A 14,213-nucleotide genomic window follows, 5' to 3' on the forward strand; every position below is an offset into this window, starting at 1 on the left:
CCGGCGCCGTAATGGGCGCCGGGTAAAAGGCCGAACCGGGGTCCGACCAAGCCTAGCCTTTGATCAGAAGACGATCTCGGCGCTGACGCGGATGGAGCGGCCCGGCTCGGTCAGCGGCTCCACTACGCCCACGAACTCTTGGCCATAGGTGGCGCGGCTGCTGTATTGCTCATCGAAGAGGTTGTTCACCTCGGCGCGCAGGGTCAGGTTGTCCATCCGCTTGGGCGTGTATTCGGCAAAGACATTGGCGATTGTGTAGCCGTCTAGCTCCGGTCCTCTTCCTCCTGTGTTCTCGTCATATGTATCCTCAAAGTCGAAAGCGATCTGCACGTCGCCACCCAAGAGAACGCCGTTGTTCAGGCGGTGTGCCACTTGGAAGGTCAGGAAATCGCCCATCGGCACGGTCAGGTAGTTGCCGTAGTAGGAGTCGGCGGAGCGGCCATTGATCTCTGTATCGATGCGGGCAAAGCCTGCGCGGAAGAAACCATCCTCCCATGCGGTGCCGAGGCCCAGTTCAAAGCCGCGCGATTGCACATCCGCCGTCAACGCAGGGCTAACGTTCCAAACAGCGGCGCGGGCGTTGTCGATGTTGGTGGCGAACAGCTTGCCGTCGACGACCCATGCGCCCATGGTGTAATTCGCGGCGAGGTAGAGGTTGTCGGCGGTGACTTCCTCGATGCCGGAAGCATAGCTCCACGTAGCGTCAAGGATGTAGTTTTCAGCCAATTCCAGACCGCTCCAGACGTGGGAATAGCCCGCGCTGATCGTCAGATCGTCCGAGAGGTCATATTCGCCCGAGATATTGCCCGAGAGACCGGATTCAGACTGCGAGGAGCCATCGGTGCCCTCGAAATCCTGAAAATCGGCTCGCGCCCCGAAGGACAGACGCGCGTTGCTTGTGGGCTCCATCCGCGCTTGGGCGAAAAGACCGATATTGCTGAGCTTCTCCGTTGCCGCCTCACGCGCGCCGGAGGAGAGGTCGCGATAGTCCAGATCGGCCTCATCGGAGTAGAAGTCGAGACCTGCGTTCAACTCACCCCAGCTCAGTGCGAAACGGTTTGAGAATTCGCCGCTCAGGCTCACGGTCTCACCGCTGGTGATCGAATTGGTCGTCAGCGCCGACTCGTCGTTGACCAGTTTGGTCCCGCTATAGGCCAGCCGCGCGGTGGGGTTCCACATCGCCGAGGGCGTGGTGTTGCTATAGCTCAGGACGATATTGGTGCGCTCCAGATCATAGGGGCGGTCCGCTGGACGACCACCGCCCCCGACGATGGCACCGAGGTTCGCCCGGTAGGGGCGGATTTCATCGTCGACCACCCGTTCGTACGACAGCTCGACCCGGTCGCCGCCTTGCGCCTCATAGGCTAGTTTGCCCAGCCCGCTGAGAAGGTCGGTGCCGGAGCCGATGATCTCGTCCCCATTGCCATCTTCGCGCAGCCCGCCTTCGGCGACCTTTGCAAAGCCGAGGTATTCGAACCCGCCTTCACGGCCATAGACCGACAGGCTGTTCGAGAAGATGTCGCCGTTGCTGTCGTATTCCAGCTTGTAGCGCCCGCCAAAGCTCTCGCCCGGGGCCAGCAGATCGCTCGCGTCCTTGGTCTCATAAGCCAGCGCGCCGCCCAAAGCGCCGGGGCCGGCATCGGCGGGGGCCACGCCGGGGTCGACGCGGGCGGCTTTCAGCAGGGCGGGGTCGATCAGCGTGGTGGTGTTGTGGTGGAACACCTTGTTGTTCTGCCGCGCGCCGTCGATAGAAATGGCGAGGTTGTTCTCCTCGATCCCGTTCACATAGACCTTCTGCGACATCGGGATCGAACTGCCGACCGCAATGGTGGGCTCGGCCACGAAAAGCTCGGACAGATCGGCGGGATTGCTCAGCGCCAGCCCTTCGCTGGAGATGGAGATGTCATCGTCTTCCATCCCCGGAACGGCTGGCATCTCAAGGACGATGGTGCCCAAGAATGCTTCGTCGTTATTGCTCTGCGCATGGCCTGCGGCGGGAATCATCCCCGCGGCGAGGCAAGCAAATGCATGTGTCGGCTTCATTAAAGTTCCCCTTACTCAAAATGCCCGGAACCAGAAAATGACCCCTCAGACGGCTTTGCGGCGATTCCTTATAGAAACTGTCGGGAATCTCAAGAGGCTTGGTTTGAGCGTGGGATGACCTGTGTCTTTTGGGTAAATTTGAGAGAATGCCGGACGCGGCCGGGGCCACGTATCCCCCATAGAAAGTGGGGAAGAGCGGGCGGCTATGACTGCGAAGGGGGCTTGCCCCCGTAGGCCCAAAAAGCGCAGGCGGCTTCGTCAGCCACCCGACCCATGGTCAAAGCCGCCCAAAGCAACCCTGCCAAAACAAACGGCATTTTCCGCCTCTGTCACAAATCTTTTGCATTCTCAGGCCACAAGGAGCCGCAATGCGTCGAAGTATAAATTGACCAACTGGTCTAACGCGCGCATTCTGCCGACAATGAGTACACTAGAAAGAGGATTTCCCATGACAAAAACCATTCTGCTGGCCGGCACCATGCTGGCGGGGCTCGCCTCCGTGGCCCAAGCCGACACGCTGCGCCTTTTGACATGGGGCGGCTACGCACCTGAGGACGTGGTCGCGAAATTTGAAGAAGAGACGGGCCATACCGTCGAAGTCACGAAATCCAACAACGAAGAGATGATCGCCAAGCTGCGCGCTACAGGCGGCGGTGGTTTCGACCTCGCCCAGCCTTCGCAAGACCGCATCATGGGCCCGCAGATGGAATTCGGCATCTACAAGCCGATCGATGTCTCCAAGCTGAACAAAGAGCTTTTCATCCCCTCCATGCTCGACGCGACCATGGCCAACACCACCGTGAACGGCGACGTCTATGGCGTGCCGCACGTCTGGGGCACCTCCGGTCTGGTGATGAACACCGCCGAAGCGGGTGACACGGTCAAGGATTACACCGACCTCTGCGCCCCCGAAGTGGCAGGCAAAGTCTCCTACCGCCTGAAGCGTCCGACACTGATCGGTTTCGCCTTCGCAATGGGCGAAGACCCCTTCGCCGCCTATGATGACGAGGCAAAATATGCCGAGATCATGGGCAAGGTCGAAGAGCAGCTGATCGAATGTAAAGAGAACGTCAAAACCTACTGGGGCGGCGGCGATGAGCTGATGAACCTGCTGCGCTCGGGCGAAGTGACCGCCTCCATGGCATGGGACACCGGCGGCTGGAAGCTGAACGACGACAACGCCGACATCACCTTCGTGGCCCCGGCCTCGGGTGCGCTGGGCTGGATCGACACCTTCGTTCTGCCCGCCAAAGGGCAGGCCGACGATGTGGCCTATGAGTGGATCAACTTCGTCATGCAGCCGGAAATCGCGGCGATGATCACCGCAGCGGCGGGCAACTTCACCGCCTCCGCAGGCGCGGATGAGTTTGCCGAAGACAGCCTGAAAGCCAAGTATCAGAACAGCTTCCCGCAAGAAGCCGTCGACAATATCAAATGGTATCCGCCGGTGCCCGCCGGTCTGGAAACCATCGAAGGCGAAGTGCTGGACCGCGTCCAAGCTGCCAACTGATAACTGACCCTACGAGCGGCACCCTCATATTGGGGGTGTCGCATCTTTATACGGAATTCACATGACCCCAGATCTGGAATGCGTCGACCTCGTTAAGCGGTTCGGCGATACCACCGCTGTTAACAACGTCTCCTTCACGGTGCCGCCCGGCAGTTTCTTCTCCATCCTCGGGCCTTCGGGCTGTGGCAAAACAACAATCATGCGGATGATCGCCGGGTTTCTTGACCCTACTTCGGGTGACATTCGGATCAAGGGCGGTTCGGTGCTCGATACGCCGCCGAACAAGCGCCCGGTGAACATGGTGTTCCAGCATCTGGCGCTTTTCCCGATGATGACGATTGCCGAGAATATCGGCTACGGGCTGCGCCGTCGCGGCATGCTCAAAGCCGAGATCGCGCGCAAAGTCGATGAGGCGCTTGACCGGATCGGCCTGCCGGGCATCGGCGCGCGCAAGGCGGATGAGCTTTCGGGCGGGCAGAAACAACGGGTCGCCATCGCGCGCTGCATGGTGTTGGAGCCTGACGTGCTGCTGCTGGATGAGCCGCTGGGGGCGCTGGACCTCAAGCTGCGCGAACATATGAAGGTTGAGCTAAAGGCCCTGCAAGCCGCCTTTGACACGACATTCGTCTATATCACCCACGACCAATCCGAAGCGCTGGTGATGTCCGACCAGATCGCGGTGATGAGCAACGGCCAGTTCGAACAGGTGGGCCGGGGGCAAGACCTTTACTACCGCCCCGAAACACCCTTCGTCGCCGGTTTCATCGGAGAGTCGAACCGCTGGAAAGGCCGGATCGAACGGGTGGAGGGCGACGCCCTGCAACTGCGCACCGACAGCGGGCTTGCCATGCGCGCCACCGGCGCGGGCCTTGTCCAAGGGGCAAAGGCCGAGATTTTCGTGCGGCCCGAATCCATTCGGCTGGCTGCCAGTGCCGATGCGCTGTCGGGTTTCGACAATCAGCTAAAGGGCACCGTCACCAGCCTGTTGTTCAACGGCGCGGCTTCCCGCGTCTTGGTGCAGGATGATGTGGGTGAAACGCTCGAAGTCACGCTGCCGCAATCGGGGGAGTTCTCAAGCCTGAAACGCGGCGACGTGGTGCATATCGGCTGGGGCGCGGGGCAGGCGACCTGCTTTGGGGTCGCGTGATGCGCAGCCAATCCCGATTGACATTCTACCTGCTGCTGACGCCCTTGGTGCTGTGGCTGGGGCTTTTGATCATCATCCCGCATATCGACATGCTGCTGATCTCGCTGCGCGAGCGGATCAGCTTTGGCGTCTATGAAACCAGTCTGGCGCAATATGAAAAGGCGCTGACCGAACCGCTGTATTTGCGCACCTTCTGGCGCACGGCGGTGATGTCGGTGCTGGCAACCGCGCTGACGCTGCTGATCGCCTTTCCAGTGGCCTATTACATCGCCAAAATGGCGAAGGGGCGCTTGCAGCAGGTGTTGTTCCTGCTCTGCCTGATCCCGTTTTACGTCTCCGAACTGGTGCGCACCTTTGGCTGGATGATCCTGCTGCGTGAGACGGGTCTCGTCTCGAACCTGTTGCAATGGGTGGGGCTGGCCGACCGTCCGGTCGAGCTGCTTTATACCGATGCCACGATGATGGTCGGGCTGGTCTATACCTCCATGCTCTTCATGGTGGTGCCGCTTGTCACCACGCTGGAAAGCCTCGACGACAGTGTGATCGAGGCGGGCTATGATCTGGGCGGCAGCGGTCTTTCCGTCCTGCGTGAGATCATTATCCCCCACGCCATGCCCGGCATCGTATCGGGCTGTATCGTGGTCTTCATGCTGAGCTTGGGCAACTACCTGACGCCGACGATGCTGGGCGGCAAGGACAGCCTGTGGTTCACCGAAATGATCTATAACCAGTTCATCGTGCGCTCCAATTGGGAGCTGGGCGCCGCCTTTGGCTTTATGCTTTTGGTGCTGTCTTCGGTGATCGTCTGGGGGATGCTCTGGCTCACGGGCCGGACCCTCAAGGAAACGATGGGGTGATCCAATGATCCCGACAATCCCGCAATCGCGCAGCTTTCGCATTGTCTATGGTGGCTATGTGGCGCTGTTCTTTCTCTATCTGGCCCTGCCGCTGACCGTGGTGGCGGTCTTCGCCTTCAACGACAGCCAGTTCCCCTCTCTCCCGTGGGAGGGGTTCACATGGAATTGGTTCTTTGGCGAGGAGCGCCCGCAGATCGGCGTCTTTCACGAACGCGGCATTCTGCGCGCGGTCGGCACCTCGGCCTTCGTGGCGCTTTGCGTGGCGGTGCTTTCCGTCTGCGTGGGCACGACCAACGCCTTTTTGTTCAACCGCTATGAGTTCCGTGGCAAGGGGTTCCTCTATGTGCTGATGCTGCTGCCGCTGGTGATCCCCGGCATCGTCTTAGGCATCTCGGTGCTGGTGTTCTCCTCAACACTGGCCAATGGCGTTTGGGACTTGGCGCAGATCGACATACAGGCGCTGCGCCCCGGTCTGCTGTTGGTGATCCTCGGGCAGTTCAGCTTTATTACCACCATCGCCACGCTGGTGATCTCGGCCCGGTTGCAGAAATTCGACCGGACCTTGGAGGAGGCGGCGCTGAACCTTGGCGCGGACCGTCTGACAGCGGTGCGCACGATCACGCTGCCCTTCCTTGCGCCTGCGATGGTCGGGGCCGTGGTGGTGGCGTTTCTGATGAGCTTTGAGAACTTCAACACCACGCTGATGCTCGTGGGCTCCGACGCGCCGCTGACCATCGCCATGTTCGACCGGCTGAAAGAGGGGTCGACCCCGCTGCTGAACGCCGTGTCGCTGCTCTTGATGCTGGGCTCGTCGCTTTTGGCGCTGCTGGTGATCCTGTTCCAGAAAAAGGGCTAAGCCCCTCGGCAGGCCCGCCAGCCGGGCCTGCCACTTCCGGCTAAAGCGCGGCACGCACCGCCCGGCTGAACCTTTCAAGTAAATCCGCATCCTCTGCCAGATGGCGCCTCAGCGACCGGGGCAGTTCAAGCTGCACCCCTGCGCCCTTGCGGGTGCGGTTGCAGATGTTCGTCTCGTGCAGGCCGGGCAGGGTGGTGTTTACCTCCGCCCCGAAGCCCGCCCTGCGCAGGGCGGAGCCGATGGCACCGCGCATCGCCTTGTCCCGCCCGCCGAGCCATACGGTTTCGGTGCCATCGTCCTTGCGGCCATGCACGGCGATGGCCCCCTCGGCGCTGCCGACAAGCGCCAGCGCCTGCGGCTCATCGAAACGGTGCGAGGTGATGTGAAAATCCCCATGCGCCCCGGGCTTTAGCGCCTCGAAGACATAGAGCGACAGGTCGCGCCCCGCGATCGCTTCGGCGATCAGCCCGGTCTCGGGTTCGATCGTGCCGCCATGCGGGGCCAGAATGACAACCGCGCTGCCGCGATCTTCGGCCCGGATGCGGTAATCGACGCCCGCGACCATCTCGGCGGAGAGGTCGGCGAAGTTTTGGAAACGATCTGCCATAAAGGCTCCTGTTGAATGGCGGTTACACGTCGAGCTTGCGGACCGTTTTGCGGATCAGCCCGTCCTTCCGCTCCAGAAACACGATCTCGCCGAATTCGATCTTCAGCCATTCCTCCGCGTTTTCGGTCAGCGGTTCCGACGCGAGGATGGCCGAGGTCGCCTCCCCCTCGGGGCAGGCGTCGATGTCATAGGTGTTCGCATAGTCCTGAAAATTCGCCCCGGTGAGCAGGTAGATCGGCTCAAGCAGCATCGACAGGGGCAGGTCCTCGTCCCGCAGCTTTTGCCAATCGCCTGTGACATCCGTCTCACCCTCATGGCCGCAGCCAAAGTTCACGCCGATGATCCGCTCCCGGCTGACCAGCGCGATCTTGAGTTTGGTGAGCGCGGCGAGGTCGAGGTCGCGGGCAGCCTTGCAGATCACCTGCAACAGCTTTTCAAACCCGCGCTGCACGTCTTCGTCGCTGTTGCCCTCCAGCAGGGACAGCAGCAGCACATAGAGGAATTCCGTATCCGTTGTGCCGCGCATCTGGGTGAGGTAGCGATCTTTGCAATGGGGCAAGAGTTCGCGCTGCAATTGCCGCCAATGGGGCAGGGCGCCGTTCTGGGCGATGATCCACGGCGTATGGTCAAAGGAGAATGGGTGGCAGTTCTCATCGGCCTGCACCACGCTGGCGTCATAAGAGGCCGCGCGGATATGCGACAGCAGCGTGTGCGCCTGCAGGCTAGGGATCACCGATTTGGCGTTGTCGTCGTGAAAGGCGGCCTTGGGCCGGTGGTAGCGCAGCGGCGCTTCGGGATGCAGCAGATGGTCGCTCCAGGCGGCGAAACCCCAGCCGGCCAGTTGCAGGCTTGGGTGCAGTTCCGGGTCGAGGCTTTGGTTCAGCAGGCTGTTCTCAGGCGCAAGGAGCAGCGACTCGATTGGCAGTTCAGGTCCGATATAGGCGAGAAAGCGGCACATGGTTTTCCTTACTCTTGAGATAGTTCAGCGACTTCGAAAAGGGTGTGAAGGGCTGAGATAGAGCAAGGCGTGCGAAAATCGACTTGGGACGTGGCAGCGCGGTCAGGGCAAGGTGTCCGTCGGCTGTGGGCGGCCCGGCACACGGGCCACCCGAGGTCATAAATCAGATGTCAGAGATATAATCCGCCGAAACATAGCCCTGCACCTCAGGCGCATCGGCGAGTGAGACGCGGCACCACAACTGCCCGATCTCGGTCACGCAATCGCGGCGGTTGAGGACGGTGCCGTCGGGCAACCCCATGATGATCCCGAAATCCAAGCCCGGCCCGGACCGCAGTTTTAAAAGCTCATCCGGCCCGGTGCGGTGCACCATGACGCGGTCACTGGCCACGCCCGCGCAACCAGCGATGAACATAGCGGTGGAAACGGCTGCGAATGTAATGCTGCGCATGATCTGCCTCTCTTTTGTTTTCTTTCTCATAGATCGAAAACCGGGGTGATCCTAGCCGCCTTATTCCGCCGCCGCCTTGCACTGCTCCAACGCCCGTTTCAACGAATGTTCGTCATAGGGTTTCATCAAGCTGATATAGCGCCCCGCCTCTGCATCGCCTTCGGCATATTCCCGCGGATCGGCGCCTGAGGCGATGATCACGGCGATTTCGGGGCGCAGCTGCGTCACATGCCGCACCAGTTCCATGCCAGAGCCATCGGGCAGGCCAAGGTCGGTGAACATGACATCGAACCGCTCTGCCTGAAGGCTGCGCTCCGCGGCGGCGACGCTGTCGGCCTCGGTTACCGCATAGCCCAGATCAGAGAGCATATCCGCAGTGGCCATGCAGATCAGCGCATCGTCTTCGACCAGCAGCACCTTGGGCGCGTCATCGGTGCTCGGCGCGGTCTCTGCAGCTGGTGGGGCGGCGTCGGCACTGGTTTGGCGCGAGAGGATTTCATGGATTTTCAGCGCCAGCCGTTCGCGGGTGTAGGGTTTGCTCAGCAGATCGACCCCTTCGTCGAGCCGTCCCGCATGAACGATGGCGTTCTGCGTATAGCCCGAGGTAAAAAGCACGCCGACATTCGGCAGATGCGCCTTGGCCTCGCGGGCAAGCTCGGGGCTGCGGATTTTGCCGGGCATGACCACATCGGTGAACAGCAGGTTGATCTGCACCCCGCTTTTGATGATCGCCAGCGCGCTGTCCGCATTCTCGGCAGTAAGCACGCCATAGCCAAGATCGCGCAGTTGATCGACGGCGGTCTCGCGCACGGCGGCATCGTCTTCGACCACAAGGATCACCTCGCCACTGCCGGTGGGCGTGTCGGTGGTGGCGGGCAGCGGGGCGCTTTCCTCCTTGCGCTGTGTGCGTGGCAGGTAGACCCGCACGGTCGTGCCTTGCTTCTCTTCGCTGTAAAGCTTGATGTGCCCGCCGGATTGTTTGACGAAACCGTAGACCATGCTGAGGCCCAGCCCCGTGCCCTCTCCGGTCTCCTTGGTGGTGAAGAAGGGGTCAAAGACCTTCTCCATGATCTCGGGCGGGATGCCCGCGCCGGTATCGGTGATCGCCAGCATGACATATTGGCCCGGCGCCACGTTCGGATGGTTCTGCGTATAGGCATCATCCAGCGCGGCATTGCCCACTTCGATCGTCAGCTTGCCGTGATGGGCCATTGCATCGCGCGCGTTGATGGCGAGGTTTAGGATCACGTTTTCCAACTGCGCCGGATCGACAAGACAGTTCCACAGGCCCCCCGAGATCACCGTCTCGACCTCGATCCCCTCGCCAAGCGTGCGGCGCAGCATGTCGCCCATGCCCCGCACCAATCGGCCAAGGTTCTGCGGTTTCGGCTCCAAGGGCTGCTGCCGCCCAAAGGCCAGCAACTGCGCGGTGAGCTTGGCCCCGCGCGACACGCCTGCCATGGCATTGTCGACGAACCGCCGCTTGGCGTCGCCCTCGGGCAGTTCTTTCGACAAGAGTTGCAGGTTACTGCCCACCACTTGCAACAGGTTGTTGAAGTCATGCGCGATGCCGCCGGTCAACTGGCCCACGGCTTCCATCTTTTGCGCCTGCACCAATTGCGCCTCAAGCCGGTCCCGCTCGGCCATGGCCTCTTCGATCTTGGTTTTCAGCGCGTTGTTGAACTCGATCTCGGCATTGCGGGCGCGCAGTTCTTCGCGCAGGTCGCGCACCTCGATCACCGTGCCCACGGTTTTGCCGGTCTCGTCCTTCATCGGGGAGGCGGTGAAACCCACGGGGTAGAAGCTGCCGTCCTTATGGACAAAGGTCTCTTCCCCTTGGGTCTGGTGGTTCTCGGGAAAGGCGCGGTCGATGGCGCAGTCTTCGATGGGGAAATGCCGCCCGTCGGGATGGGTGTGGTGGATCACATCATGCAACGGTCGGCCTGCGGTTTCCTCGAACCGATAGCCGGTCAGCTCTTCTGCCGCGCGGTTCATGAAAACGCATTGCTGTTTGTCGTCCATCATGAAGATGGCCATCGTCGTGTTGCTCAGGATGGCGTCCAGTCGGGCCGAGACCTTGGTCAGCGCCGCGTTGGCCTCTTTTTGTTTCGTGATGTCCTGAATGGCCGCGTAGAGGACCGTGTCATTCTCGGTCACGATCAATTGCAGATGGGTCAGCACGTTATAGCGCGACCCGTCCTTGCGTTGGTGGATCGTCTCATATTCCAGCGCCGTCTTCTCACCGCTCAGCAGCGGTTGGATGAGATCCAGAAACGCCTCGCGCGAGAGTTCGGGCTTGATGTCCCAAGCCGCCATGCCGCGCAGCTCATCCATCGAATAGCCAAGGTTCTCCCGCGCGCCGCGATTGGCGAGGGTGAAGGTGAAATCTTCGACTGAAAACAGGTAAACTTCGCTGGCCGCATCTTCGACGATCTGGTCAAGGCGATCACTCGCCAATCTGAATGCTTCTCGCACCATTTTCCTCGAACTTGTCGGCCATGATGACCGGCTAAATTATTCTGCAAGATGCAGGTTTGTTTAACCTAGCCTTATGGAGCGACAAGACGAGGGCAAAAAGCCACATTCGTATAAGGGGCGGGTTTTTGCGCAGATCAAAGGGAGGCGCACCCGCCGGGACCGGCGGATGCGCAGGGGGCAGGGCGCCGTCACGCCACGCGGTTGCCCATGGCATAGACCGAAGCCAGGATCGGCGCGTCTTTCATGATGTCAAAGAGGATCAGATCGGCCCGCGCGCCCAGAGCGATCTCGCCCCGGTCGGTAAGCCCTGCATGATGCGCGGGCGTGCGGGTCACGGTGGCGAGCCCACGTGCCATGTCGCCCCATAGGTTGCCCAGTTGCACCGCGCCCAGCAAAAGGGCTGCGGGCACATAGTCGGACGACAGGATGTCGAGCAGGTCCAGTTCCGCCAGTTCCTTGGCCGCGACATTGCCCGAATGCGAGCCGCCGCGCACGAGGTTGGGCGCACCCATGATCGTGGCGATGTCTTGGGCATGGCACGCCTCTGCCGCTTCGCGGGTGGTGGGGAATTCGGCCAGCCGCACGCCATGGGCATGGCTGGTCGCGACCTGTTCGGCGGTGGTGTCATCATGGCTTGCCAGCGCCGCACCATAGCGCGCCGCCGCTGCCACCGCTGCCGCTTCATGTTTCGCCCCAAGCCGGTCCTGCAACCCATGCAGAAAGGTGACGTAGTCGCCGAAATCCTCCCGCGGCAGGCCGTTCTTGCCGCAGACGTAATCTTCGAACTTTTGCACGTCGCGGAATTGCCGCTGACCGGGGGTGTGATCCATCAGGCTGACGATGCCAACCTTGTCGTCGGGGCCAAACTCGGCCAGTTCCTCCTCCAGCGTTTCGGAACAGATTTCGGCGCGCAGGTGGATATGGTGGCTGATCGCCAGCGCCCCGCTGTCGCGCATCATCAGGATCTCATCGGCCATGTCGCGGGCGTACTTCCCGTAACGTTTGCGCCCTTCGTCCGACAGGATCGACCCCACCCGGATCGCATCGAAAACCGTGGTGATCCCGGTGCCCGCCAACTCGCGGTCATGTGCGATGATCGCCGCGCGGTGTGGCCAGTCGACCTTGGGCCGTGGCTTCATGTGGCGCTCTAGGTTGTCGGTATGCAGTTCCACCAGCCCGGGGGCGACGTAGCGGCCCTCGCAATCGATCGCCCCCTTGGGCAGGGCGGTGCCTTCGGCGATATCGACGATCACCCCGTCGCGCAGCACCACGCTGCCGGGGATCACCGCATCGGGCAGGATGATTTTGGCATTGGCGAGAATGGTTTCTTTTGTCATGTGAAGGTCACGCTTGTTGCGCATCTATGGATGCAGGGAGAAGATGAATGAAGTTCGACCGCTACGCGATCTATTACACGCCCAAGGGCGCATTGGCCGAGGCTGGGGCCGCTTGGCTGGGGTGGGATTTGGCGCGCGGGCGTGCCGTGGCGCATCCTGAGGTCGCGGGGCTGGACGTGGCCGCGCTGACCCAGACGCCGCGCAAATATGGGCTGCATGCGACGATTAAACCGCCGTTCGTGCTGGCCGAAGGCACATCGGCTGATGGGTTGCTGTCCGAGTTCGAGGCGCTTTGCACGCGGCTTGCGCCGGTCACGCTGGATGGGCTGGCGCTGACCCCGCTGGGCCGGTTTCTGGCGCTGACGCCCGCGGGGGACACCGCCGCGCTCAACGCCATGGCCGCCGAGGTGGTGCGCGGCCTCGATACTTTCCGCGCGCCGCCGACCGAGGCCGATCTGGCCCGCAGGCGTCAGGCAAATCTGACCCCTGTGCAAGAGGCGAACCTCAGCCAATGGGGCTACCCTTATGTGATGGAGGCGTTCCGCTTTCACATCACCCTGACCGGCAAACTGCCCAAGGCCGATCTGCCGCAGGTCACCGCAGCGCTGGCCCCGTATATCACGCCGCATCTGCCACGGCCCTTCGTGCTGAACAGCCTGACGCTGGTGGGGCAGGCCGAAGACGGTATGTTCCATGAGGTTCACCGCGCGGCCCTTTCGGGATAAAGCGCCGCCAGCGCCTGTGCCACGGTCTGCGTGAGCGGGCCGGAATTGTCGATCTCGATGGCGGCGATATGGTCGGGCAAGGCCCGTTCGGCGCGGGCCAGCCGGGCGGTGATTTCCGCTTCGCTCTCGCGCCCACGGCCCCGCAGCCGCGCGGCCAGCACTTCGGGCGCGGCGGTGAGCGACAGCACCTCGAACCGGTCAAACCTGAGCTTCGCTTCGGTCAACACCGCGCGCGAGAGGTTGGCCAGCACGTCGCGCCCCTCGGCCAGCGCCATATCGACCGCGATGGGGATGCCATAGCGCAGCCCATGCGCGGCCCAGCTGAGGGCAAAGGCGCCCTCCGCCTCCAGCCGCAGGAACGTGGCCTCGTCGATCCCGTCGAAGTCTTCGCCGCCCGCTTCGCTGGGCCGGGTGATGGCGCGGCGGGCGAGGAAGAGGTCGGGCCGCGCTTCCGCCAGCGCTGCCATCACGCTGTCCTTGCCCACGCCCGATGGCCCCACCACCGCGATGAAACGCCCGCTCATGCGGCCAGCCCGGGGGTGAAGCGGGTCACGTCCACTTCGCGGTCGCAGATTTGGTCGCGGGCGGCTTCGTCATGGAAAATGCCCAAGATCGCCGTGCCGCGGGCCTTGGCCTCTTCGATCAGCGCCAGCACCGTGGCGCGGTTGGTGGCGTCAAGGCTCGCCGTCGGCTCGTCCAGCAGCAGGACGGGGTAGGGATGCGCAAAGCCGCGCGCGATGTTCACCCGCTGCTGCTCCCCGCCGGAAAAGGTCGTGGGGCTGAGCTGCCAAAGCCGTTCGGGGATATTGAGTTGTGCCAGCAATTCTCCGGCCCGCGCCCGTGCCTCGGCTTCGCTGCTGCCCACCGCGCGCAGCGGCTCGGCCACGACATCCAGCGTTGCCACCCGTGGCACGACGCGCAGGAACTGGCTAACATAGCCCAGCACATGACGGCGCAGCTCCAGTATCTCGCGCGGGGCGGCTTGGGCGACATCCAGATCGCCCACCATGATCCGGCCCGACGCGGTCAGGTAGTTGCCATAGATCATCCGCATCAGCGTCGATTTTCCGGCGCCCGACGCCCCGGTCAGCGCCACGCATTCGCCCCGCGCGACGGTCAATTCACCGCCGCGCATCACCGGGATCACCGCAGCACCCTGATTGTGCAGAGTGAAGGATTTGCTTACATTTTCCACGCGTATCATGGTTTAGCCTTGCTCGGTATAATTCTGAAATTGAATGGTT

13 protein-coding genes are annotated in these 14,213 nt (G+C 62.2%); 5 read left to right on the forward strand and 8 right to left on the reverse strand.

Annotated features, from left to right (window positions below; all coding sequences use genetic code 11):
• Positions 1 to 63: 63 nt before the first annotated feature.
• Positions 64 to 2,043, reverse strand: a complete 1,980-nt coding sequence (locus HKX24_RS10170) for a TonB-dependent receptor (protein ID WP_271691912.1) — start codon at positions 2,041 to 2,043, stop codon at positions 64 to 66.
• Between the two features lie 448 nt (positions 2,044 to 2,491).
• On the opposite strand from HKX24_RS10170, the gene HKX24_RS10175 reads away from it, so the two are divergent.
• The 4 genes from HKX24_RS10175 to HKX24_RS10190 all read left to right on the forward strand — a co-directional run bounded on the left by HKX24_RS10175 (position 2,492) and on the right by HKX24_RS10190 (position 6,413).
• A complete protein-coding gene (locus tag HKX24_RS10175; protein ID WP_271691911.1) occupies positions 2,492 to 3,553 on the forward strand; it encodes an extracellular solute-binding protein in 1,062 nt (353 codons plus the stop codon).
• Positions 3,554 to 3,614: 61 nt separating this feature from the next.
• On the forward strand, positions 3,615 to 4,700 hold the full coding sequence (locus HKX24_RS10180) for an ABC transporter ATP-binding protein (RefSeq protein WP_271691910.1): 1,086 nt from the start codon (positions 3,615 to 3,617) through the stop codon (positions 4,698 to 4,700).
• Positions 4,700 to 5,557 carry an ABC transporter permease gene (locus HKX24_RS10185; RefSeq protein WP_209217402.1) on the forward strand — a complete coding sequence of 286 codons (858 nt, stop codon included), beginning with the start codon at positions 4,700 to 4,702 and terminating at the stop codon, positions 5,555 to 5,557. The genes HKX24_RS10180 and HKX24_RS10185 overlap by 1 nt, the downstream gene beginning before the upstream one ends.
• Before the next feature lie 4 nt (positions 5,558 to 5,561).
• Positions 5,562 to 6,413 carry an ABC transporter permease gene (locus tag HKX24_RS10190; protein ID WP_067261320.1) on the forward strand — a complete coding sequence of 284 codons (852 nt, stop codon included), beginning with the start codon at positions 5,562 to 5,564 and terminating at the stop codon, positions 6,411 to 6,413.
• Positions 6,414 to 6,453: 40 nt separating this feature from the next.
• Here the strand turns inward: HKX24_RS10190 and HKX24_RS10195 are convergent, their stop codons facing one another.
• The 5 genes from HKX24_RS10195 to HKX24_RS10215 form a co-directional block, all read right to left on the reverse strand.
• On the reverse strand, positions 6,454 to 7,020 hold the full coding sequence (locus tag HKX24_RS10195; RefSeq protein WP_271691909.1) for a poly-gamma-glutamate hydrolase family protein: 567 nt from the start codon (positions 7,018 to 7,020) through the stop codon (positions 6,454 to 6,456).
• A gap of 22 nt (positions 7,021 to 7,042) precedes the next feature.
• Complete coding sequence (locus HKX24_RS10200) at positions 7,043 to 7,978, reverse strand: class II glutamine amidotransferase (protein ID WP_271691908.1); 936 nt, start codon at positions 7,976 to 7,978, stop codon at positions 7,043 to 7,045.
• A 163-nt stretch (positions 7,979 to 8,141) separates the two neighbouring features.
• Positions 8,142 to 8,429 carry an SH3 domain-containing protein gene (locus tag HKX24_RS10205; protein WP_209217398.1) on the reverse strand — a complete coding sequence of 96 codons (288 nt, stop codon included), beginning with the start codon at positions 8,427 to 8,429 and terminating at the stop codon, positions 8,142 to 8,144.
• 60 nt (positions 8,430 to 8,489) lie between these two features.
• On the reverse strand, positions 8,490 to 10,886 hold the full coding sequence (locus HKX24_RS10210; protein WP_271691907.1) for a PAS domain S-box protein: 2,397 nt from the start codon (positions 10,884 to 10,886) through the stop codon (positions 8,490 to 8,492).
• Positions 10,887 to 11,095: 209 nt separating this feature from the next.
• Complete coding sequence (locus tag HKX24_RS10215; RefSeq protein WP_271691906.1) at positions 11,096 to 12,244, reverse strand: alpha-D-ribose 1-methylphosphonate 5-triphosphate diphosphatase; 1,149 nt, start codon at positions 12,242 to 12,244, stop codon at positions 11,096 to 11,098.
• Positions 12,245 to 12,291: 47 nt separating this feature from the next.
• Between HKX24_RS10215 and HKX24_RS10220 the strand changes: the two genes are divergently transcribed.
• Complete coding sequence (locus HKX24_RS10220; RefSeq protein ID WP_271691904.1) at positions 12,292 to 12,969, forward strand: DUF1045 domain-containing protein; 678 nt, start codon at positions 12,292 to 12,294, stop codon at positions 12,967 to 12,969.
• Here the strand turns inward: HKX24_RS10220 and phnN are convergent.
• Positions 12,945 to 13,493, reverse strand: a complete 549-nt coding sequence (gene phnN / locus HKX24_RS10225) for a phosphonate metabolism protein/1,5-bisphosphokinase (PRPP-forming) PhnN (protein WP_271691903.1) — start codon at positions 13,491 to 13,493, stop codon at positions 12,945 to 12,947. The two genes, HKX24_RS10220 and phnN, sit on opposite strands and share 25 nt — an antisense overlap.
• The gene (gene phnL / locus HKX24_RS10230) at positions 13,490 to 14,173 is read right to left on the reverse strand and encodes a phosphonate C-P lyase system protein PhnL (protein WP_209217393.1); all 684 of its coding nucleotides are present in this window, start codon (positions 14,171 to 14,173) and stop codon (positions 13,490 to 13,492) included. The genes phnN and phnL overlap by 4 nt, the downstream gene beginning before the upstream one ends.
• Between the last annotated feature and the right edge of the window lie 40 nt (positions 14,174 to 14,213).

Origin of the sequence: Sulfitobacter sp. M85 (assembly GCF_029285915.1) — a bacterium.
Lineage (GTDB): Bacteria > Pseudomonadota > Alphaproteobacteria > Rhodobacterales > Rhodobacteraceae > Sulfitobacter > Sulfitobacter faviae.

Coding starts and splice junctions, on each gene's coding strand:
- HKX24_RS10170 (WP_271691912.1), bottom strand. CDS start 2,043: ATGAAGCCGACACATGCATTTGCTTGCCTCGCCGCGGGGATGATTCCC.
- HKX24_RS10175 (WP_271691911.1), top strand. CDS start 2,492: ATGACAAAAACCATTCTGCTGGCCGGCACCATGCTGGCGGGGCTCGCC.
- HKX24_RS10180 (WP_271691910.1), top strand. CDS start 3,615: ATGACCCCAGATCTGGAATGCGTCGACCTCGTTAAGCGGTTCGGCGAT.
- HKX24_RS10185 (WP_209217402.1), top strand. CDS start 4,700: ATGCGCAGCCAATCCCGATTGACATTCTACCTGCTGCTGACGCCCTTG.
- HKX24_RS10190 (WP_067261320.1), top strand. CDS start 5,562: ATGATCCCGACAATCCCGCAATCGCGCAGCTTTCGCATTGTCTATGGT.
- HKX24_RS10195 (WP_271691909.1), bottom strand. CDS start 7,020: ATGGCAGATCGTTTCCAAAACTTCGCCGACCTCTCCGCCGAGATGGTC.
- HKX24_RS10200 (WP_271691908.1), bottom strand. CDS start 7,978: ATGTGCCGCTTTCTCGCCTATATCGGACCTGAACTGCCAATCGAGTCG.
- HKX24_RS10205 (WP_209217398.1), bottom strand. CDS start 8,429: ATGCGCAGCATTACATTCGCAGCCGTTTCCACCGCTATGTTCATCGCT.
- HKX24_RS10215 (WP_271691906.1), bottom strand. CDS start 12,244: ATGACAAAAGAAACCATTCTCGCCAATGCCAAAATCATCCTGCCCGAT.
- HKX24_RS10220 (WP_271691904.1), top strand. CDS start 12,292: ATGAAGTTCGACCGCTACGCGATCTATTACACGCCCAAGGGCGCATTG.
- phnN (WP_271691903.1), bottom strand. CDS start 13,493: ATGAGCGGGCGTTTCATCGCGGTGGTGGGGCCATCGGGCGTGGGCAAG.
- phnL (WP_209217393.1), bottom strand. CDS start 14,173: ATGATACGCGTGGAAAATGTAAGCAAATCCTTCACTCTGCACAATCAG.